Raw genomic sequence first — 20,750 nt, 5'->3', positions numbered from 1 at the left:
GTAAGTAAAATTAATATTTCGGGAGAATTTCTTAATGGATACACTAGCAGGAGTAATTAATAAATATTTGGAGGAGTTACGACAACGGACTGATGCTGACTTCTCGGCTTTTGCCTGTCAAGAGCCAGGAGAAGCTGTTATTCGTTGGAAATATGCAGTAGGTAATAAAAATGAACGTTTTCGACGAATTGTATTACGTTCTGGTAAAGGAATTGCAGGAAAAGTATTGATGGCAGGTAGGCCAATGATATTAGAGAATTATGAGCATAGGCAACATGATGACCCTCAAGAATATCCCATTCTTTATGCTGAAGAACTGCGATCCGCTTTGGGAGTTCCAGTCTTGATAGCGGGAAGAGTAAAAGGTGTGTTATTAATTGGTTATCGTAATCCATGTAGAATAGAAGAAGTGATAGTTGGATTAGTGAAACAAGTTGCTAAAGAAATGGAAAATATAATAGGTATCTGAGAAAAGCATGCATTTACTATAATGGAGGCTATTGGCGTGAGGCAGAAAACTTCGGAGCCATTATTTAAAGACATTTTTCAGTATGGAAGCGATGCAATTGTCATTTTAGATGATAAGGGTATTATTATTGATGCGAATCCGTCAATCGAAATGCTGACGGGCTATTGTACTGAAGAGCTGATTCATAAAATGAGTTTATGTGATATTTGTCATGGGATGGAAAGGTGTGCAGATTTTACAGTTTGTATAAATTGTTTTACTACCTTAGAAAGTATGTCTTCCTTTAAAATTCGTTTATTGCACAGAAAGGGACATATTTTTTCGGTATCAGCTAGTACAACTCGTTTGCCGCAGAATGCTGGTGGTTTTTTGATCGTCGTACTTCGCGATATGTCCGAATACAATAAGCAAGACCAAAAATATGTTCAAAAAAAAATGGCGAATTATATGATTCAGGCGCAAGAAGGGGAACGTAAGCGTGTGTCTCGTGAGCTGCATGATGGAGTGGGGCAAACCATTTACAGCATGATTGTAGGACTTAATATAATTGAACAGATGGAACTAGAAAATGACTTAAAAAGTCATTTTCAATTAGTGAGAGATATGGCGGTTCAAGCTTTGAGTGAAGTCCGACATATTGCTGTAGATCTAAGACCTTCCTCACTTGATGATTGGGGAATTGTACCAGCCTTACGTTCTTTCATTAAACAGTTTGAGCGAACCTATGGAATTGTAACAAGGTTATCCGTTGTAGGACAAGAGCGTCGTTATGGAGCATCGATAGAAACAGCACTTTATCGTATTTGTCAAGAAGCTATGATAAATGCGGCTAAATATGCGAATATTGATACATTAGAGATACATTTTGAAGAACAGGATCAACTATTGTATTTGGCAGTTATAGATTTGGGAAGGGGTTTTAATCTAGAGAAAATAGAAGTGATGGGAACAGGATTAGGGCTTTATGGTATGCGAGAAAGAGCGAAATTGATTGGCGGTACTCTTAAAATTACTTCCGGATGTGATCATGGTACTACGATTCGTGTATATGTTCCCTTGGGCAAAGAGGAGGAAATAATCTATGACCATTCGTGTTCTAATAGCTGATGATCACGCTGTTGTCCGTTCGGGATTAGCTATGTTAATTAATTCCCAGCAGGATATGCAAGTGGTAGGGGTGGCTGCTGATGGAAGAGAAGCGGTAGAATTAGGGGTAAAACTTCTTCCTCAGGTGGTACTTATGGATTTGAGCATGCCTCCAGGTGAGAATGGTCTGATTGCTACTGCTAGATTAAAGGAATTACTACCAGAGATTCGAGTGCTGATTCTAACCATGCACGATGATGAAGAATATCTATTTCAGTCTTTAAAGGCGGGGGCAGTGGGATATATTGTAAAAACTGCTCCTGACTTTGATTTACTCAAAGCCATTCGCACAGTTCACCAAGGGGAATCTTATTTATATCCATCTGCTGCTAAATCTTTAATTGAGAGATTTTTACGGCAGGGAAATAAAAGCGAAGAATTTGAGTCATTGCAATTATTAACAGAACGAGAGAAACAAACATTGCGCTTGGTGGCTATGGGGTATGCTAATAAAGACATTGCTGAGCAACTTTGTCTTTCTGTTAAGACCGTTGAAGCTTACAAGGCTAGAATCATGGAAAAACTTGATTTAAAAACTAGACCGGAAATGGTTAGATACGCAATGAAAAAAGGATTATTAGATTTGGAAGGCTAATACTATCAATACAGTATGAGAGTAATCTTCATTTAGAATTGTTGCAAGAGACTTGATTTAGATGGGGTTAACACCAAATGACCGATTTGTTGTACTTATCCGCCGGACTTAATTGCACACGAACTATCTTTTGGAAGAGGGGGAGTCTTATAGCGAGTTGGTCATCGGATAAAGACCATAGTATTTTGCATAAAAATAAGACAGGAGGTTGCAGGATGAATGGTTTATATGACAGTGTGGGAAGGCGCATTCATTACCTGCGAGTAGCAGTAACGGATAGGTGCAATTTTCGATGCCTATACTGTATGCCTTCAGAAGGTGTAAAATGGATGGAGCATAATGATATTTTACGGTATGAAGAAATCTTGCGCATTATTACTGCCTTTGCCAGTTTAGGGGTTGATAAAGTACGTATTACTGGTGGTGAGCCTTTGATACGTAAAGGGATTATTGGCTTTTTACATAAGGTAACAGCTATTCCTGGGATCAAAGAAGTGGCTGTAACAACGAATGGTAGTATGCTGGAAGAATATGCTTCTCTTTTAAAGGAAGCTGGGGTGAAACGTATCAATGTGAGTCTTGATACATTAGATCCTGAGCGATTTAAACAGATAACAGGACATGATGTATTGTATCGGGTATTGGCAGGAATAAAAAAAGCGCAAGAAATAGGCCTTACACCGATTAAGTTAAATATGGTAGTTATGAATGGTATAAATTCAGATGAAATTGCTGATTTTGCGAAATTGGCCATAAATAATCCCTATCAGGTTCGATTTATTGAATATATGCCCTTTGCATTGGAACGAAAATATTTATTTGCAGCAGATAAAATGAAGCAGCAACTTTTAAAAGCTGGCTTTGCCAAACTGATTCCTGAAATGAGTAATCACTCACCTGCTCAAATATATCGCTTCCCTCAGGCACAGGGCTCAATTGGTTTTATTACTCCTATTTCTCAACATTTCTGCAGTTCTTGCAATCGAATTCGTCTTACTCCTGATGGCAATCTTAAACCTTGTCTGTTATCGAACCAGGAATATTCCTTGCGTGAAAGGCTGCGTGCAGGAATTTCTGATCAAAAGCTCTTGGATACGATAAAACAAGTGATCTGGAATAAACCTAAGGAATGTGACTTGAAGAATGGGGGAAAAGGTAAAAGAGGTATGCATCGTATTGGTGGCTAATTTAAAGTAATAGTAGAAAGAAGGAAAGTGACTATGATACCCCTTGTTTCCTTTGTAGGTTATTCCAATAGCGGTAAAACGACGCTTTTGACAAAGGTTATTCGTGAGCTGAAAAATCGTGGTTATCGTATTGCAGTGATCAAACATGATGGTCATGATTTTGAAATGGATCATGCTGGGACGGATACATGGAAGCACCGTCAAGCTGGTGCTGATGTTGTATGCATTGCCTCTGCACATCAAGTAGCAATCGTGCACACCCTTACCCAGCCACTTGCGCTGGATGAGATTATTCAAGGGATTAGCAATGTGGATTTAATTTTAACAGAGGGGTTTAAACTGGAAGAGAAACCACAAATTGAGGTACATCGGCAGGGACGAGAATATATTGGCCTAAAAAAGAATCGGATTGCCTTAGTTGCAGATCAGCAAATTTATACTGGTGTCCCTTATTTTAAGCTGGAAGCGATCAAAGAGGTTGCTGATTTTTTAGAAAATAGAATTCGGTTATCAAAGATATAGCTGACAGATCGCTAGAAGACCAGAGACTGTGGTGCTGCAGCTGTAAAGGTGAGTTCTATATTTTTATCATTTATTTATAAATGGAAGGGATTTGTACATAATTATGGCAGAATTTACTCATTTTAATGCTCAGGGCGAAAGCCACATGGTAGATGTCACTGTTAAACATATAACGCAAAGACAAGCAGTAGCTCGTGGACAAATTTTTATGGAAAAAGAAACACTAGAAAAAATATATGACAGTCAAATTGCCAAAGGAAATGTGTTAGAAGTAGCACGTTTGGCAGGTATCATGGCTGCAAAGCAGACCCAGCACCTCATACCGCTTTGTCATCCTCTATTAATTAGTTCGGTTGAGATCCATTTTACCAGAGAGCAGCAATCCATCATGATAGAAGCTGCTGTTAGGGTGAGCGGGCAAACAGGTGTAGAGATGGAGGCCATGACCGCCGTTAGCGTTACAGCTCTGACAATATATGATATGTGTAAGGCAATTGATCGTTCTATGGTAATAGCAAACATTTGTTTAATGAAAAAAGAAGGCGGTAAGAGTGGCCTGTTTGAAAGGAAGGATGATTCATGTCTGCCAAAATAGCCGCTGTTTGTATCAGCAAGGAAAAAGGGGTGCGCAAAGAAAATATAGGTGAGGCGAAGTTGAGAGCAAATTGGGGGATGGAAGGCGATGCTCACGCAGGAAAATGGCATCGGCAGATCAGCTTGCTTAGTGTAGATAGTATTGAAAAAATGAAGGAAATCGGCAAAAAAAAGGGGTTGGAGCTCGCTCCGGGAGACTTTGCTGAAAATCTCACGACAGAAGGATTAGAGCTTTTTAAACTACCCGTTGGAACCTATTTAAAGACAGGAGAAACCTTACTGGAAGTAACTCAAATCGGCAAGAGTTGTCATCATCATTGCGAGATTTTCAAGCAGATTGGTCAATGCGTTATGCCGAAAGAAGGCATTTTCACCCGAGTACTAGTTGGTGGCAGGGTAAAAGCAGAGGATGAGATTGAAGTCTGGCAGGGGATACCAGTAGGTATTATTACGGCTAGTGACAAAGGAGCAATTGGAGAACGAGAAGATACCAGTGCCAAAGAGATTGAGAAGCTTGTGCCGAATATAAACGGGCAGGTGATTGACTATCGTATACTGCCTGATGACCAGAATGTATTAGTGGAAGCTATGATAGAAATGGTAGATCAACTTGGTGTGGGGCTTTTGCTTACCACAGGAGGGACTGGATTTTCACCGAGGGACGTAACCCCGGAAGCTACGTTGCGTGTTATTGAAAGGGCTGTTCCTGGTTTACCAGAAGCCATGAGGCGAGAGAGTGCTGCGATATCTCCAAGAGCAATGTTAAGTCGAGCAGTAGCAGGCATTCGAGGTAAATGTTTGATTGTAAATTTGCCAGGGAGTCCTAAAGCAGTCCGGGAATGTTTGGAAATTATTTTACCTGTACTGCCTCATGCTCTAGAGATTCTTCACGGTACGGGTGGTGAATGTGGAGTGGAAAAAGGCTGTAACTAAAGACAATGGATGATTAAAAGTTCAATAGGAGGTTGCGTAGTGAATCCTAAAATCGAAGTAAAGCGATCCGTTTGTCCCTATGACTGCCCTGATACCTGCGGACTTATGGTGGAAACGGTGGAGGGGAAAGCGGTAAGAGTTACAGGAGATCCAGATCATCCTCATACAAGAGGAACTTTATGCTCTAAAATGAATCATTATGAGAAAACAGTGCATTCCCCAGAGAGGCTGACGAAACCCTTATTACGGACTGGATCAAAAGGTGCAGGAGAATTTAAAGAGATTTCCTGGGAAGAGGCAATTTTTCATATTAAAGAACGCTGGCAAGGAATTATTGCTGAATATGGCTCGCAGGCGATATTACCTTACTCCTATGCTGGAACAATGGGCGTGGTGCAGCGTAATATTGGTGAGGCTTTTTTTCATCGTTTAGGGGCATCGCGTTTAGAGCGGACAATTTGTTCTTCAGCTAAGGGGTATGGCTGGTCGGCAGTTATGGGTTCGAGCCTAGCACCCCATCCTCAAGAAGTATCAGCAAGTGATTTAATTATTCTTTGGGGGACGAACATTCTAGCGACGAATATTCATTTGCTGTATCAGATACGAGAGGCCAAGAAAGCAGGAGCAGTGGTTTGGTTGATTGAGACCTATCAATCATCAGCGGCTCAATTTGCTGATAAGGTAATCATGGTGCGACCTGGCAGCGATGGTGCCTTGGCTTTAGGTATGATGCGTGTCTTAGTTGACAAGAAGTTAATAGCTGAAGAGTTTGTTGCTCAATATGTACAAGGCTTTGAGGCCTTCGAGAAAGAATCTTTGCCAGAATATTCATTAGATGCAGTAAGTAAAATTACCGGAATTGATGCTGCTAGTGTCGAGGAGATAGGGATTCTATATGGAAAGGCACGGGCTCCTTTTATTGTTATGGGCAGCGGTCTATCACGTTATGGTAATGGCGCGATGACAGTCCGTGCCATTACATGTCTTCCAGCTCTTGTGGGAGCTTGGGCAAAAGTGGGGGGCGGGCTATTAGCAAGTATTGGCACAGGAAGTGCTTTTGCTATGGATTCGATAATCCGGGAGGATTTTATGCAAGAACCCACCCGAATTGTAAATATGAATCAATTAGGTCATGCTTTGCAGCAGATAACAAATCCTCCTATTATGAGTATGTATGTATATCATTCTAATCCTGCTATTGTTGCACCAGATCAGAATGCTGTAGTGAAAGGGCTATTGCGGGAAGAGCTGTTTATGATTGTTCATGAACGTTTTATGACCGATACAGCTCGTTATGCGGACCTAGTGCTGCCAGCTACCAGTTCTTTAGAGCACTCTGATATTTATCGCTCTTATGGGCATTATTGTGTTCAACGGGCATATCCGGTGATTCCACCAGTAGGAGAAGCAAAATCCAATTGGGATGTTTTCAGGTTATTAGCAAGTGCTATGGGATTTGAGGAATCTTTCTTTGAGCAAACAACTGATGAAATCATTCAGCAGCTGCTAGAATCTCCTAAGCCATGGCTGGAACAAATTGATATGAACAAGGTTCAGGAGGGAATGGCAGCAGAATTGCCGTTGCCGCCTGATTACAAAATAACATTTAAAACTCCATCGGGAAAAATCGAGATTTTTAACCCGCGGGAAATAGATCCCTTCCCTACCTATAAGCCATCTCATGGGGATGATGCACCTTTTTGGCTCATGAATGCTCCAGGTTTATATTCGCTTAACTCCTCCTTTAATGAACGGCCTGATCTTTTGGAAAAAAGAAAAGCGATGTATTTGATGATGAATCCTTATGATGCTGAAAAGAAGGGATTTAAAAATGGACAGGAGGTTATTGCTTTTAATGAACGAGGCGAAGTTGTATTTATTCTTAAAATAGCCTCTGAAGTTCCAAGTGGCATTGTTGTGACAGAAGGAATCTTCTGGATCAAAAATACCCCGGGAAAAAGTTCGGTGAATGCATTAACATCCCAGCGGCTTACAGATCGTGGAGCAGCGAGTACCTTTTACGATACAAAGGTTGATGTTCGTTCCTTTCACTAGTCAACATTGTGGTAGGATTGAATTTGGTTATATTTTGTACATAAAATCTAAGATTTTGGTAATAGTTAATTGTAAGTTAGAATAAATTAAACTAGCACACTTATTTACAGGCCAATTGAACTAAGTAAGGAGTGACTGTTATGAGAACTTTGTTTAAAGAAAAGATAGGTAAATTTGGATCTTTAATAAGCATCTTAGCGTTAATGACAATGTTGACGCTATTTTCCCTCTTTATACCTGAGCTGATTGCATCATCAGCGGGGCGGGTCTTTGTCGGCTTGTGGGCAATGATAGCAATTGTAGCTTTTATTGCTCATGCGAGAACAATAAAAGCAGTGAAACGACGCCCGTCACAACTACAAGTTATGCTGAAAAAAGAAGAGCATACCCATAAACGGATACGCCCGGAACGCTTAATGCGTGAATTATAATTAGATTTCTATCAAAGATAGTACATCATCTAAGTTATTTAGCAGCCGATGAAGATCTTCAGCAGTAATTACCAGTGGTGGCTGAAATGCCAGGACATTACGGTTAGGACCATTCTTGCCGACTAAAATGCCGCGATTTTTCATTTCTTCCAAAATGAAATCAGTTTCTTTAATTGCAGGTGTTTTATCGCTGTATACTAATTCCACACCAATCATAAGTCCCAAGCCGCGTATATCTCCAATAATGGGATGTTTTTGCTGTAGGACAATAAGACCATCCTTTAGTATCTTGCCTAGTACAGCAGCTTTGCCAGGGAGATCATGTTTGGTAAGATAATGCAGCGTCGCTAGACTTGCGGCAGCTGTTACAGGATTTCCACCTAAAGTAGATGCTCCAGGACGAGTATAGACATCTGCAATTTCGGCTCTGGCAGTGAAGGCTCCAACAGGCGTGCCATTGGCAAGTGCCTTTGCCATTGTCATGATATCCGCTTCTACGTCATAATGTTCCATGGCAAAAAAAGTACCTGTACGTCCAAAACCAGTTTGGACTTCATCAACGATTAACAAAATACCATAGGCATCCAGAATTGATTTGACGCGTTTGAAATAATCCAATGGTGGAGTAATCATACCACCATTGCCTTGAATCGGTTCGACAAACATGGCAGCCACTTTTCCGGAAGTGGCTGTTTTTATTATTGTTTCAATTTCATTTGCACAGGCTAGATCGCATTCGGGATATTTTTTATTTAAAGGACAGCGGTAACAGTAAGCATTAGGGGCGAAGTTAATGCCGCCAACAGGAGTATTGTCGGTGCGCCACATACTAAGACCAGTAAGGCTCATTCCTAATTTAGTACGCCCATGAAGCCCTTGCCGTAAACTAATGAATTCAGAACTCCCTGTGTATAAAGAGGCTAACAAAGCAGCGCCTTCATTGGCTTCACTGCCGCTAGAACAAAAAAAAGTTTTCTGCAATCTTCCAGGTGTGAGCCGGGCTAATTGTTCCGCTAGATTTACAATGTTTTCTGTTAAATAAATCGTACAAGTATGCTGCAATGTGTTTACTTGATCACAGATTGCTTTGGTAATTTCGGGATTGCAGTGACCGCAGTTAACAACGGATACACCAGCGAAACAATCCAGATATTCTTTACCGGCGGAGTCATATAAATATTGCATACTACCCCGGACTAATTGCATAGGTTGATTATAAAAGTGATATGCGCAGGGAATCAAATATTCCCGCTTTTTACGTAAAATTTCTTCAGGGCCAATATAGTGATTCAAAACAATCTCACCTTTCGATTTTTTATAGGACGAGGAATTTTTAAATTACTTGGATAAGCGGTAGCGGAAAGTACCGATACCTAATTCTCTGGGACTTGCTGCTGCAATTTTTTCTAGCTGGCTTTCATCGAAGTGATAGGTTGATTGCTCGGCGGCGATTTTATCAAGTTCTTCACGATAAATTTTTGTAATCAGTCCAACAAGTTCCGGAGTATAATATTGACCTTCAATGCGATAATTCTGTACAGTTCTTAAGGAGTGCAAATGGGGTAATAAACACAAGTCTTTAGCAAAGAGAAGGTTGCTGCGTCCATATTGATCTACCATAATAGGATGCTGCTGGCCTGCTGTATCCAGCAAAGCGTATCGAGTTGTATCCAATGCCGGATCATAGTCGCTTTGATACTGGTTAGTAAGTACAGCTTCTGGTATGGAATGATCGGTAATCATTGCTGGCAATGAACCATGAACAATGAATTCTAAAGGAAGGGGACTATTCTCAACCAATTGCATGATTTGTTCATAAGTGGCTTCGAGAGAAATCGTGGCTTTTTTCACATTCTTATTTTTTAACAACTGCGCTGCTACATGGTTGAAGACATTAAAAGAAAACTCAGCTTGTAGTGGAAGAGCAGTATGCTGCTGAGCCAAAGTCAAGGCACCTAAATTTCCGACCATTAAGCCATGGGGATTTATTTTTGCAAGGGAACTGAAAAATTGTTCTAATTCACCACATTCTCGTTCCATCGTGATGCGTGGTGTCGTAATAATAACTTTTGCACCATATTTGCCAGCTTCTTCTACAGCTTGTACCATTGTCTGGAGCGTCCACGGAATACCAGGTTTTGCGACTTCGCCACCGATATAGATCGTATTAGCACCATTTTGGCAAGCGGCGATCAGGGAAGCTAGATCAGCAACGCGAACACTTAATGCAGGAGCAAAGAGTTTGTTTGTTGGATTTGGAAGTGATCGTTTGGCAAGGGTTGCCATATCCGCTTCTCGTACGGCCTGACTGAAGAAACGTGGCTCACGTTTACCACTATAACCAATCGCTGCTGCTCCAGGATTGCCTAAGGCATAGCAAGTGGAAAAGTCTCGGGAACGTGTGTTCTGCAAGTTTTCCCAGTCTTGTAAATCAGGTGTGTATCCCATTGGATCTGCAATATAACGATCAATCGCTTTACGGTATGTTTTAACAATGCCACTCACAAAATCCGCAGTACGCATGCGCCCTTCAATTTTGAAAGAAGATACACCTGCTTGGATCAGTTCAGGCAGTTTCATATACAAGCACATATCTTTCATGGCTAATTTGTAAGGACCAGGGGCCTGATCGTCGATTGGAAGACCTGTTGCTGCATCTACTAATTGGTACGGCCAACGGCACGGTTTTAGACAGCGGCCCCGATTGGAACTTTGTCCAAAAACAACTCCTGATTGTACACATTGGCCACTATGGGAAATGCACATATCACCATGAATAAAATACTCTACTTCAATACCAGTACGTTCTTTTAGTAGACTAAGCTGGGATAAGGACATTTCGCGGTTTACGACGACCCGGCTGATTCCATAGCCTTGTAAAGCGCGTACGGCATGCTCGTTATGAGTATTCATCATAATTGAAGCATGTAAGGGAACGCTCAGATTCATTTCACGAGCCAATTGTAAAATGGATAAATCCTGTACAATGAGTGCATCTGGTTTTAACTCATCAAGGAGTTTAAGGTAGGAGCGCATATTATCAAGCTCACGATCACTAATTAGGTTGTTGACAGTGACATGTAAGGCGACATTGTGACGGTGGGCATATTCAATTGCTTTACCAAGAGTAGCATCATCAAAATTGGCAGTTGTTTTAAACATACGCATATTAAAGCGTTTTCCGCCTAAATATACCGCATTGGCTCCGGCTTCAATCGCAGCTTCTAATACATCCCATGTACCAACGGGAGCGAGTAATTCTACAGAGTCTCGTGTTAATAGCATTTTTTCATCTCCAGCAATTTAATTAGATAGGGTAGTTTTATTCAAAAACTTCTGTGGCTTCTTCTTTTAAATCTTCGGCAAAAGATATCCCTAGATTATCCGCAGTAAACTGATTCAGCCAAATTTCTGGTGTTTTTACAGTATCGACAGGTATTTGGCTAGGACTAGCACCTTTTAAAATTTGCATCGCTTTCACGGCGCAATCTTTACCTAACTGATAGTGGTTAGCTACCAAACCAGCCAAGGCGCCGTCAGATATATTGGGGGCATGAGAAGCAATGACAGGAATTTCAAGGGTATCCGTATAATAAACGATAGTGGCAAAATTATCTTCAATGATTTTGCCGATTGGCAGAAATAAAGCATCTAAATCATGAGGTAATATATCCGGCAAATTGGATAAATTCTCTGCTTCTTTTATAGGAATTTCTATAAATTGCACTTTGGGATTGTTTAGTTTACGAAAGTTTGCTACTTCTACAATCGCATTAGAGTCCTCAGTATGATAAAGCATACCGATTTTTTTGATGGCAGGTAAGAGACGATTTATAAAGTTTAATTTATCTTCTGCTTTGACCATGCCTGCAACTCCAGTTGCTTTACCGCCAGGCTCTGTCATGCTAAGTACCAAATTAGCACCGATAGGATCAAATACAGGTGTAAATACTACTGGAATATCTTGTGTAAGTTTTACAGCAGCCGCAGCAGCTGGCGTCGAGCAAGCAAAGATGAGATCCACTTCTTTTTCGGCTAGTTGATTTGCTAATTTAGCAAGCTGATCTATATTGCCATCGGCATTTAAATAATGAAACTCGGCATGAATACCGTGTTCTGTAAGTTCTGCTTTAAAACCATGGACGGCATCATCTAAATTTTGCGTCAATTGCAGAATGCCTATAGTATACAATTCACAACACCTCTTTAAACATTTATAACCTCTATATATTCAACTTATTTATGAAAATACCTGCGAAACATAACAAAAAATATATTGGTCTTACCTACAAAGACATCTGTTATTGTTCAATCAGAAAGAATGAATTACATAGTGGTTCCGTTATTTCTTACTATAAAGTATAATAAAAATGAACTTTTCTATAGGAATAAGAATTGTGTCATCTAAAAGGATGTGAAATAGATGGAAAAACAATTGCAGCACTCTAATGCTAGGTCATTTGTGCATTTGCATGTACATACAGAATATAGCTTACTTGATGGCGCCAGCCGTATTGGAAGTCTGGTAAAACGAGCAAAAGAACTCAATATGCCAGCAATCGCGATTACCGATCACGGTACAATGTATGGCATTGTTGATTTTTATAAGCAAGCAAAAAAGCAAGGTATTAAACCCATCATTGGCTGTGAGGTCTATGTGGCTCCTCGTTCCCGGCGGGAAAGAACTATGGTGGAAGGGGAAGCCTATTATCATTTGGTATTATTGGCTGAAACCGATGAAGGATATCGTAATTTGATTGAGTTGGTATCGAGAGGAAATACCGAAGGTTTTTATTATAAACCGAGAGTTGATAAAGAACTGCTTAGCCAATATAGTAAGGGACTCATTTGCCTAAGTGCCTGCATTGCAGGAGAAATCCCTTCCTGGCTATTAAAAGATAATATCACTGTTGCTGAGGCGTTGGTTCAAGAGTATATTGACATTTTTGGAAAAGATAATTTTTTTCTTGAAATCCAAGATCATGGGATACCGGAACAAAAAAAGGTAAATACGCTTTTGATCGAAATGTCTCGTAAATTTGATGTTGGCTTAGTCGCGACCAATGACTTACATTATATTAACAAGCAGGATGCAGAATGTCATGATGTGTTGTTATGCATTCAAATGGGAAAAACCGTAGATGATACTGCTAGAATGAAATTCTTCAGTGATGAATTTTATTTGAAAGATTTTGATGAAATGGCACAGTTATTTGGGGCGTATCCAGAAGCCCTTGCAAATACTTGCCGCATTGCAGAGCGTTGTAATGTGACCTTAGATTTTGGCAATTTATATTTGCCTGAATTTCCTGTACCAGAAGGTCTTACAGCAAATGACTATCTTGAAAAGCTGTGCCGGGATCAGTTGAAAGAACGCTATAGTGAAGTCACTCCAGAGATTAATGATCGTTTGGCCTTTGAGTTAGGCGTTATTATGAAGATGGATTATTCGGGGTACTTTTTGATTGTTTGGGATTTTATTAATTATGCCAGACAGCAAGAAATTCCCGTAGGACCAGGCCGTGGATCGGCTGCAGGTAGTATTGTTGCGTATTTATTGGGGATCACTAATATTGATCCAATTGCTTACGGCTTGTTGTTTGAACGATTTTTGAATCCTGAGCGGGTTACTATGCCCGATATTGATATTGATTTTTGTTATGTGAATCGCGGCAAGATCATTGAATATGTATCGGATCGTTATGGTGCCGATCGGGTAGCCCAGATTATTACCTTTGGAACGATGGCTGCTAAAGGAGCTATTCGAGATGTAGGGCGAGCTTTAAATATGCCATATGGTGAAGTCGATCGAATTGCCAAAATGGTACCGAATGAATTGGGGATTACTCTGCGGCGGGCTTTGGAAATCAGTTCGGATTTTCGTGCTGCTTATGAAAATGAATCAGCGGTAGGAAAATTATTAGATTTAGCAATGGCAGTTGAAGGATTGCCACGGCACGCTTCTACCCACGCTGCAGGGCTAGTGATTTCTAAAGAGCCTTTGACTCATTATGTGCCGCTGCAAAATTCTGCCGAAGGATTTTTAACGACGCAATATGATAAGGATAAGGTAGAAGAACTGGGTTTATTAAAGATGGACTTGTTAGGGCTTCGAACACTAACTGTTATTGGTGATACGATTAAGCTTGTACAGAAAAGTCGGGGGATAAAGATTGATATTGATCATATTCCCTTAGATGATCCTAAAGTAAGTGCTATGCTGACTAATGGCGATACAGCAGGCGTCTTTCAGTTAGAGTCAAGCGGTATCACTACTTTAGTGAAGGATCTAAGACCTGAATGCTTTGCCGATTTAATACCTCTAGTGGCGCTATATCGGCCAGGTCCTTTAGGAAGTGGCATGGTAGAAGACTTTATCAATGGTCGGCATGGTAAAAAAACAGTTACGTATGTACATCCCTTATTAGAGCCAATTTTATGTGATACCTTCGGTGTTATTTTATATCAGGAACAAGTTATGCAGATTGCCTCGGTGATGGCTGGTTTTTCCTTGGGACAAGCAGATTTGCTTAGACGAGCCATGGGGAAAAAGAAGCACGATGTACTAGATGCCCAACGGGAGAATTTCTTGCAGGGGGCTGGTGAGCGGGGCATTGAACGGAAGATGGCAGGGGAAATTTTTGATTTGATGGCACATTTTGCTGATTATGGTTTTAATAAATCCCATAGTGCGGCTTATGCTTTGGTTGCCTATCAAACTGCTTATTTAAAGGCGAATTATCCTCAAGAATTTATGGCAGCTTTATTATCAAGTGTTATGGGGACCAATGAGAAAATTGGCTCTTATATTGAGACTTGCCGTCAAATGGGTATTGATGTACTGCCGCCTGATATCAATGCCAGTCAAAGTAGTTTTAGTGTAGATGGGAATGGGATACGTTTTGGTTTGGCAGCAGTAAAAAACGTTGGCGAGAATGCTATTCAAAATATGGTAGTTGCTCGTGATTCTAATGGAAAATTTGAGTCGCTGGTAGATTTATGTACTAAAGTGGATATGCGCTTAATTAATAAACGGGTAATCGAAAGTTTAATTAAATGCGGTGCATTTGATTCATTGGGTGCAAAGCGTTCACAGTTATTAGCAGTACTAGAACGAGCAATCGACATGGCTGCAGTGCGTCAGCGGGATAAGGTCAGTGGGCAGATCGGCTTGTTTTGTGAAGAGACTTTAAATGATGCAGATGAGATTACTCTGCCAGATATTCCCGAGATCCCAAAAGAACAGATGCTGGTATTGGAAAAAGAAATCACTGGCTTTTATGTAACGGGACACCCTTTAGATGCGTATAGAGAGAAGATGAACAGTTTCACTCCTCTAATTGAGTTGGTTACTGGTGAATATGGTGATGGCAAGAATATTAAAGTAGCGGGACTGATTATTAGTGCAAAGCGTATTACTACTAGGAATGGTGGAATGATGTGTTTTATTGCTCTGGAGGATTTTACAGAGCAGATAGAAATCGTGATCTTCCCTAAAACCTTTGATAAATTCAATAAAATTTTATTACCAGATACACCTGTTCGGGTATCTGGCAGATTGAGCATGAGTGAGGATAAGGCGAAAGTAATTGCAGATGATATTCAATTACTTGGTGATCCGCAAAATCTGGAAGTGCGGCTTAAAATTAGTAAAGTGCAAGAAAGCGGGGATGTTTTTGAAAAATTAAAACAAACCTTTAGGAAATTTCCCGGTTCTAGTGTTGTCTTTTTGCATCTGACAGATAGTCGGCGTGTGATAAAAACAGAACAGCAATTTTGGATCAGGCCTACTCCCGAAGCGATAGAAGCATTAGAAACTATCATTGGTAAAGGGCAGGTAACCATTGCATAAATAAGAAAACACTTGGTTGTAAGCCAAGTGTTTTCCTTATTTTCCTGTGAGAAGCAGTACAGCGATAGCTGCTCCTTCCCGTCCATATTATTATAATATGGTAGACAAGATATTACAAAGTTTCCTTAAATAGTGGGCGTTAGCTCTAAAGTAGATGAAGAAATTATATTTTTGTCACGCCTAAGAAAAATTAGCAGGAATACGCTCTAATATGGAGAAAGCAATGTATAGATTTTATTTTGAAATAGAATGCTTCGTAGATTTATAGACAATTGTTAAAAAAATGAAAGAAGTAGCAGGAGGAAATATGTGGACTGTAATATATATCGCAAAGAATAAAGCGCAAGCTGACCAATTAAAGAATTTACTATGTACAGAAGGAATCTTGGCAAATACTAGGCAAGCTGGAGTTGCGTCTGTTGTCGGTGATGGTTTGTATGAAATATTAGTATTAGAATCAGAAGCGGATGAAGCCCATGCGATTCTTTGTCAACATGCAATAAAGTAATGATTCATAGATAATGAGCAATGGTTAAACAAGGGGGTGTACAACATAATAAAAAAGACGAAAATTATCTGTACATTAGGGCCAAGTACTGATAAGCCAGGTGTTTTGGAAAGTTTACTGGAAGCTGGCATGAATATTAGTCGATTTAATTTCTCTCATGGATCTCATGAAGAGCAGGGAAAGCGTATCCAAATGTTGCGCACAGCCAGTAAACAATTAAATAAGAACATTGCCTTTTTGCTAGATACCAAAGGACCAGAAATAAGGCTTGGTAAATTTGTCAACGGGAAAGTTCAGTTAAAAATAGGACAAGCATTTATTTTGACATCAAAGGAGATCTTAGGAACTGTAAAGATGGCGTCCGTAAATTACAAGTCATTGCCGCAAGAAGTAGCTGCTGGTAATACGATTTTATTATCAGACGGATTAGTCAGTCTTCATGTGGATGATGTAATCGGAGATGAGATTATTACCACTGTACAAAACAGTGGTGAAATTAGTGATCGTAAAAGAGTAGCGGTGCCTGGTGTGAGTCTTAATTTGCCTTTCTTATCAAAAGAGGATGAGGCAGACATTTTATTTGGCGTTAAGCAGGATATGGATTTTATTGCTGCGTCTTTTGTCCAGCGTGCAGCAGATATAATAGAGATTCGTAAATTATTAGAAGTTGTGAATGGGCAAATGGAGATTATTGCTAAGATTGAAAACGCTGAAGGCGTGAAAAATATTGATGAAATATTAAAAGTCGCTGATGGAATTATGGTAGCTAGAGGTGATTTGGGTGTAGAAATTCCTGCTGAAGAAGTTCCTATTGTACAAAAAATCTTAATTGAAAAATGTAATAAGGTGGGAAAACCTGTTATTACCGCGACACAAATGTTAGAATCGATGATGATGAATCCTCGCCCGACAAGGGCGGAAGCCAGTGATATTGCCAATGCTATTTTAGATGGAACCGATTGTATCATGCTCAGTGGTGAAACCGCGTCAGGATGCTATCCGGTTGAGACTCTGCAAACAATGGTGAGGATTGCCATGCGCACGGAAGAGTCTTTGAAATATAACACGCTGTTACTCTCGAAAGGTATGACATTGAAAAATACAACTACGGACGCGATTAGCCATGCTACGGTACAGATCGCTTATGAATTAAATGCTGCTGCGGTTATCACGGCGACAGAACATGGGCATACAGCTCGCATGATCTCGAAATATCGTCCTCAAGCCAACATCATTGCAGTTACGCCCCATGATAAGACCTTACGTCGTATGATGCTGTTTTGGGGTGTTCAACCTGTTTTAGGCGTAACTACCAAAAATTCAGATGAAATGGTACAAAATGCCACCGCTAAATCCGTGGAACAAGGTTTAGTTAATGAAGGCGATTTAGTTGTTGTCACCGCGGGTGTGCCTGCTGGAATGTCTGGTACGACCAATATGATTCGTGTTCATGTTGTTGGAAGGATCTTATTGCGAGGAGTTGGAATTGGTCAGCGATCGGTATCTGGAAATATTTGTGTTGCTCACTCCATTAAAGAAGTTAAAAGCAAGTTTCGTCCGGGAGATATTTTAGTCGTAACAGGCATCGATGAAGAAACCGCTATTTATGCATCTAAAGCAGCAGCCATTATTGCAGAGGAGGGGGGATTGACTTCTAATGCCGCTATCGTTGGTATTAGCGTTGGAATACCAACGATAATCGGGGTAGATGGTGCAGTGAAACGTTTGCAGGATGGAATGCTGGTTACTGTTGATGGAGCAAGAGGGCTCATCTATCAGGGAGAAATTAACGCTAGATAGAGAGCTATGATTCTTTTAAATCTTGTCGCTGCTATACTCATAAGGCTTTCGCTTAGCGGAGCCTTATGGTGCTTTAAAGAATCTAAGATGAGCGGAGGGTGTTGCTATTGTTTTGGGTAGCATCGATAAGCAGTGTTTTAACGATACTATTAATTCGTTATTATTATCGAAAATGTAATTGGAATTTTAAAATATTAACATTTCGTTTGAATACATTGATTCGCAGCTCCCGTAGGGATAAAAAAGCAGCGCAACGATTATTAAAACAAGTGTATGTACTTTTACATAAAAGTATCGCTAGTAATGATACTGCTATGGCTTATCAAGCGATTGATTTACTTAAATTGGCTTTTGGCTATGGAATAATGCGTCAGGACGAGGCAGTACGGTTAATGGCTATTAGTGTAGCAGCATTGAATGAGAAACAGCCTGATATGGCCAGCTTCATCTTGGATGCGTTTAGACCGTTGATTCGTCAGCTATCACCTGAATGTATTCCTGGTGCAGCAGAGCAATTAACATTAATTGGTGTTATAGCGTTAAAGCAAAGACAAAATTTTTTAGTTGCGAAGATAACAGAATGCATTTTTTTAATTATGGACAGGGGAGATGCAGCGAAAGATAAAAAAATCATAACTGCAGCAATTACATCGTTTAAGGCCATGGGTGTTTTAAGCTTGCGGCGCCGTGATATTGCTTTATTTAGAGAAATGAGTATACGCTTATCTGCTTGGTTTACTGCAAACCAGCCTAACGAAGAGGTTGCAAAAGAGCTGGTAAGTATGTTAACAGCTTGGCTTCATCGTATTGTTGGAATTAATAACATGGCATTATTTGCGATGATAGAGGAGTTTACAGATGCTTTAATTCAATCAAAGGTACTCGATAGCCAGTTGGAATTATTATATGAAGAATGGGGCAATCTTGCAGCATCTGCTTGCCTAAATCCGAATAATTTGTTAGCTGGAAATATCTTAAAGTTCTTGTTTTCCATCGCTATCTTAAGGCAGGATTATTGCCAGTGGATAAAGGTAGTGGAGGTTGCGGGAAGAGTAATAAAGTTAACTGTTTCTCGCCATGGGATTTTAGGAGCTTTCACAGTATTTCATCCTATGCTGGAAGTGGGAAGATCGTTATTATGGTCTGAACTGAGATTTGTTCAGTGTATTGATGAATATAAGCATAAGATGCTATTTGCAGTGGTTAAAGAATCCCTGATTATTATTTCTTTTGCTGCCAAACAAGAGTTAGTTGGTTCTTCAGGACAAACCATTGTAGATATTTTTAAGTGCTGGGTAGAGAACCCTGCCATGGCAGCAAATCACAAATCAATAAAAAAATATTGTCAAATGTTATTACTTTTTTGGTTAAAGGATAAACGGAAAGTAAAAAAGAATCTGCCTTATACGAATGTGCTTACTGAGCCTATTTTATTTACAGATAGTGAGAGATTACGATTTAAAATGTAATGAGCAAAAAAATCCGGGTATAATTATACACCGGATTTTGGTTTTGATAATTTACTGCCTGTTAATAAAAGGCTGATAATTGGCAGAAATGTACTTACTCGTTTTACAATAAGAGAAAAGGCCAGACTGATAAGGGTTGCTGCTAGATAAAATGCAATGGTGACAAGGGCGGTCATCATTAGGTTTTGTCCAGCGATATAATTGATGAGATAATACATGACCAAAGGATGGACAAGATAAACTGTATAGGAATGTTCACCAAACCTGGAAAGGATGCTTTTGATTCCAAGGGGAAGCTTTTCCTTGTTGAATATCATGAACAAAAATAATGTGGTGGATAAGGTATATAGTACTCCGATAGGACTAAGCTGGTGAGCGGTATTGACAGCAGCTTCTGGTGTGTAGTGCAGCCAATATAGCAAATAATAATAGTAAGATAAGATTCCTGCCAGAGTTAGATAAAAAAAGTTTGCGACAGCGGTTTGATGATTTTTGATCAATTCTTTGAAGTGCTCATATTTTACAGCACATACAGCTCCTAATAAGAAGATAAATAGATAGTGGAAAATCCAGTAACTCAGACGATGATAGATTAATTTATTTATATAGTGGTTACTGAAATCGGCGTGTAGTATATAGCTGGAATAATAGTTAAAGAGTATCTGCAATAGTAAGATGATGCTCAGATTGCGGGCAGGATGCTGGATGATGTAGGATACGGCAATTCGCCATAAAGGCATGAGGGCATAAAACCATAATAAAATAATCAGAAAGTAAAGCTGATAGGAAGCCAGTCCAAAGAAAGCAAACTCATAGAGAAGGGGAGGGTGCCATATGGTACTATCGCCACTTACGAAGGTATAATGAATCATATATATAATGGACCATACGAGATATGGGACTAAAACAGTACGTAATCGTCTGACGAGAAAGTCTTTGTAGTTGAATCGAGCTGTAAGGTTTTGTGTGAAGAATAAGCCAAAAGCTGAAGCAAAGAAAAAAATCGGAACGCTAAAGCGTGTGAGAATCTCCAATAAAGCAAACAAATGGATGTTTACTTTGGGATTACTTAAGGAGTAGGCTCCAGTATGGATGCCAATCACTCCAAGCATGGATATGCCCCGAATATATTCAATTGCTATTATCTTTTTCTGAGACATGGTAAATTTCCTTTCTGTTTAGATTTATG

General features: G+C 39.9%; 17 protein-coding genes. 13 read left to right on the top strand and 4 right to left on the bottom strand.

Going from position 1 to position 20,750, the window contains the following annotated elements; genetic code table 11:
* Positions 1 to 34 precede the first annotated feature (34 nt).
* The 9 genes from FR7_RS14150 (at position 35) to FR7_RS14110 (ending at position 7,932) form a co-directional block, all read left to right on the top strand.
* Complete coding sequence (locus FR7_RS14150) at positions 35 to 469, top strand: GAF domain-containing protein (RefSeq protein WP_007935458.1); 435 nt, start codon at positions 35 to 37, stop codon at positions 467 to 469.
* Positions 470 to 505: 36 nt separating this feature from the next.
* Complete coding sequence (locus tag FR7_RS14145; RefSeq protein WP_007935455.1) at positions 506 to 1,576, top strand: PAS domain-containing sensor histidine kinase; 1,071 nt, start codon at positions 506 to 508, stop codon at positions 1,574 to 1,576.
* Positions 1,551 to 2,210 carry a response regulator gene (locus FR7_RS14140; RefSeq protein WP_007935452.1) on the top strand — a complete coding sequence of 220 codons (660 nt, stop codon included), beginning with the start codon at positions 1,551 to 1,553 and terminating at the stop codon, positions 2,208 to 2,210. The genes FR7_RS14145 and FR7_RS14140 overlap by 26 nt, the downstream gene beginning before the upstream one ends.
* A 215-nt stretch (positions 2,211 to 2,425) precedes the next feature.
* On the top strand, positions 2,426 to 3,397 hold the full coding sequence (moaA, locus tag FR7_RS14135) for a GTP 3',8-cyclase MoaA (RefSeq protein ID WP_007935449.1): 972 nt from the start codon (positions 2,426 to 2,428) through the stop codon (positions 3,395 to 3,397).
* A 33-nt stretch (positions 3,398 to 3,430) separates the two neighbouring features.
* Positions 3,431 to 3,919: a molybdopterin-guanine dinucleotide biosynthesis protein B gene (gene mobB / locus FR7_RS14130; RefSeq protein ID WP_007935447.1), complete on the top strand. Its 489-nt coding sequence runs from the start codon at positions 3,431 to 3,433 to the stop codon at positions 3,917 to 3,919.
* Between the two features lie 103 nt (positions 3,920 to 4,022).
* Positions 4,023 to 4,514, top strand: coding sequence for a cyclic pyranopterin monophosphate synthase MoaC (gene moaC, locus FR7_RS14125; protein WP_007939486.1), 492 nt, complete (start codon positions 4,023 to 4,025; stop codon positions 4,512 to 4,514).
* Positions 4,499 to 5,446 carry an MOSC domain-containing protein gene (locus tag FR7_RS14120; RefSeq protein WP_007935443.1) on the top strand — a complete coding sequence of 316 codons (948 nt, stop codon included), beginning with the start codon at positions 4,499 to 4,501 and terminating at the stop codon, positions 5,444 to 5,446. The genes moaC and FR7_RS14120 overlap by 16 nt, the downstream gene beginning before the upstream one ends.
* 39 nt (positions 5,447 to 5,485) lie before the next feature.
* On the top strand, positions 5,486 to 7,501 hold the full coding sequence (locus tag FR7_RS14115; protein ID WP_007935441.1) for a molybdopterin-dependent oxidoreductase: 2,016 nt from the start codon (positions 5,486 to 5,488) through the stop codon (positions 7,499 to 7,501).
* A 140-nt stretch (positions 7,502 to 7,641) separates the two neighbouring features.
* Positions 7,642 to 7,932 (top strand): hypothetical protein, encoded by a 291-nt coding sequence (locus FR7_RS14110; protein ID WP_007935439.1) that lies wholly within the window; start codon positions 7,642 to 7,644, stop codon positions 7,930 to 7,932.
* Here the strand turns inward: FR7_RS14110 and FR7_RS14105 are convergent, their stop codons facing one another.
* The 3 genes from FR7_RS14105 to FR7_RS14095 are packed head-to-tail and all read right to left on the bottom strand — an operon-like array spanning position 7,933 to position 12,124.
* Positions 7,933 to 9,225, bottom strand: a complete 1,293-nt coding sequence (locus FR7_RS14105) for an aspartate aminotransferase family protein (RefSeq protein WP_007935437.1) — start codon at positions 9,223 to 9,225, stop codon at positions 7,933 to 7,935.
* Positions 9,226 to 9,270: 45 nt separating this feature from the next.
* Positions 9,271 to 11,217 carry a peptidase U32 family protein gene (locus FR7_RS14100; protein WP_007935435.1) on the bottom strand — a complete coding sequence of 649 codons (1,947 nt, stop codon included), beginning with the start codon at positions 11,215 to 11,217 and terminating at the stop codon, positions 9,271 to 9,273.
* A gap of 37 nt (positions 11,218 to 11,254) precedes the next feature.
* Positions 11,255 to 12,124 (bottom strand): ABC transporter substrate-binding protein, encoded by an 870-nt coding sequence (locus tag FR7_RS14095; RefSeq protein ID WP_007935433.1) that lies wholly within the window; start codon positions 12,122 to 12,124, stop codon positions 11,255 to 11,257.
* Positions 12,125 to 12,355: 231 nt separating this feature from the next.
* On the opposite strand from FR7_RS14095, the gene FR7_RS14090 reads away from it, so the two are divergent.
* The 4 genes from FR7_RS14090 (at position 12,356) to FR7_RS14075 (ending at position 19,561) form a co-directional block, all read left to right on the top strand.
* Entirely contained in the window at positions 12,356 to 15,784 is a 3,429-nt protein-coding gene (locus FR7_RS14090; protein ID WP_007935431.1) for a DNA polymerase III subunit alpha, read from the top strand.
* Positions 15,785 to 16,091: 307 nt separating this feature from the next.
* The gene (locus FR7_RS14085; protein WP_007935429.1) at positions 16,092 to 16,292 is read left to right on the top strand and encodes a hypothetical protein; all 201 of its coding nucleotides are present in this window, start codon (positions 16,092 to 16,094) and stop codon (positions 16,290 to 16,292) included.
* 36 nt (positions 16,293 to 16,328) lie between these two features.
* Positions 16,329 to 18,092 carry a pyruvate kinase gene (gene pyk / locus FR7_RS14080; RefSeq protein ID WP_007935427.1) on the top strand — a complete coding sequence of 588 codons (1,764 nt, stop codon included), beginning with the start codon at positions 16,329 to 16,331 and terminating at the stop codon, positions 18,090 to 18,092.
* Positions 18,093 to 18,199: 107 nt separating this feature from the next.
* Positions 18,200 to 19,561 (top strand): hypothetical protein, encoded by a 1,362-nt coding sequence (locus FR7_RS14075; protein ID WP_007935420.1) that lies wholly within the window; start codon positions 18,200 to 18,202, stop codon positions 19,559 to 19,561.
* A gap of 23 nt (positions 19,562 to 19,584) precedes the next feature.
* Here FR7_RS14075 and FR7_RS14070 read toward each other — a convergent pair whose 3' ends face one another.
* A complete protein-coding gene (locus FR7_RS14070) occupies positions 19,585 to 20,721 on the bottom strand; it encodes an acyltransferase (RefSeq protein WP_007935419.1) in 1,137 nt (378 codons plus the stop codon).
* Positions 20,722 to 20,750: the final 29 nt, after the last annotated feature.

The sequence above is a fragment of the Pelosinus fermentans DSM 17108 genome (assembly GCF_000271485.2).
In the GTDB taxonomy this organism is placed as follows: domain Bacteria; phylum Bacillota; class Negativicutes; order DSM-13327; family DSM-13327; genus Pelosinus; species Pelosinus fermentans.
This window is presented reverse-complemented; position numbering and strand designations above follow the sequence as displayed.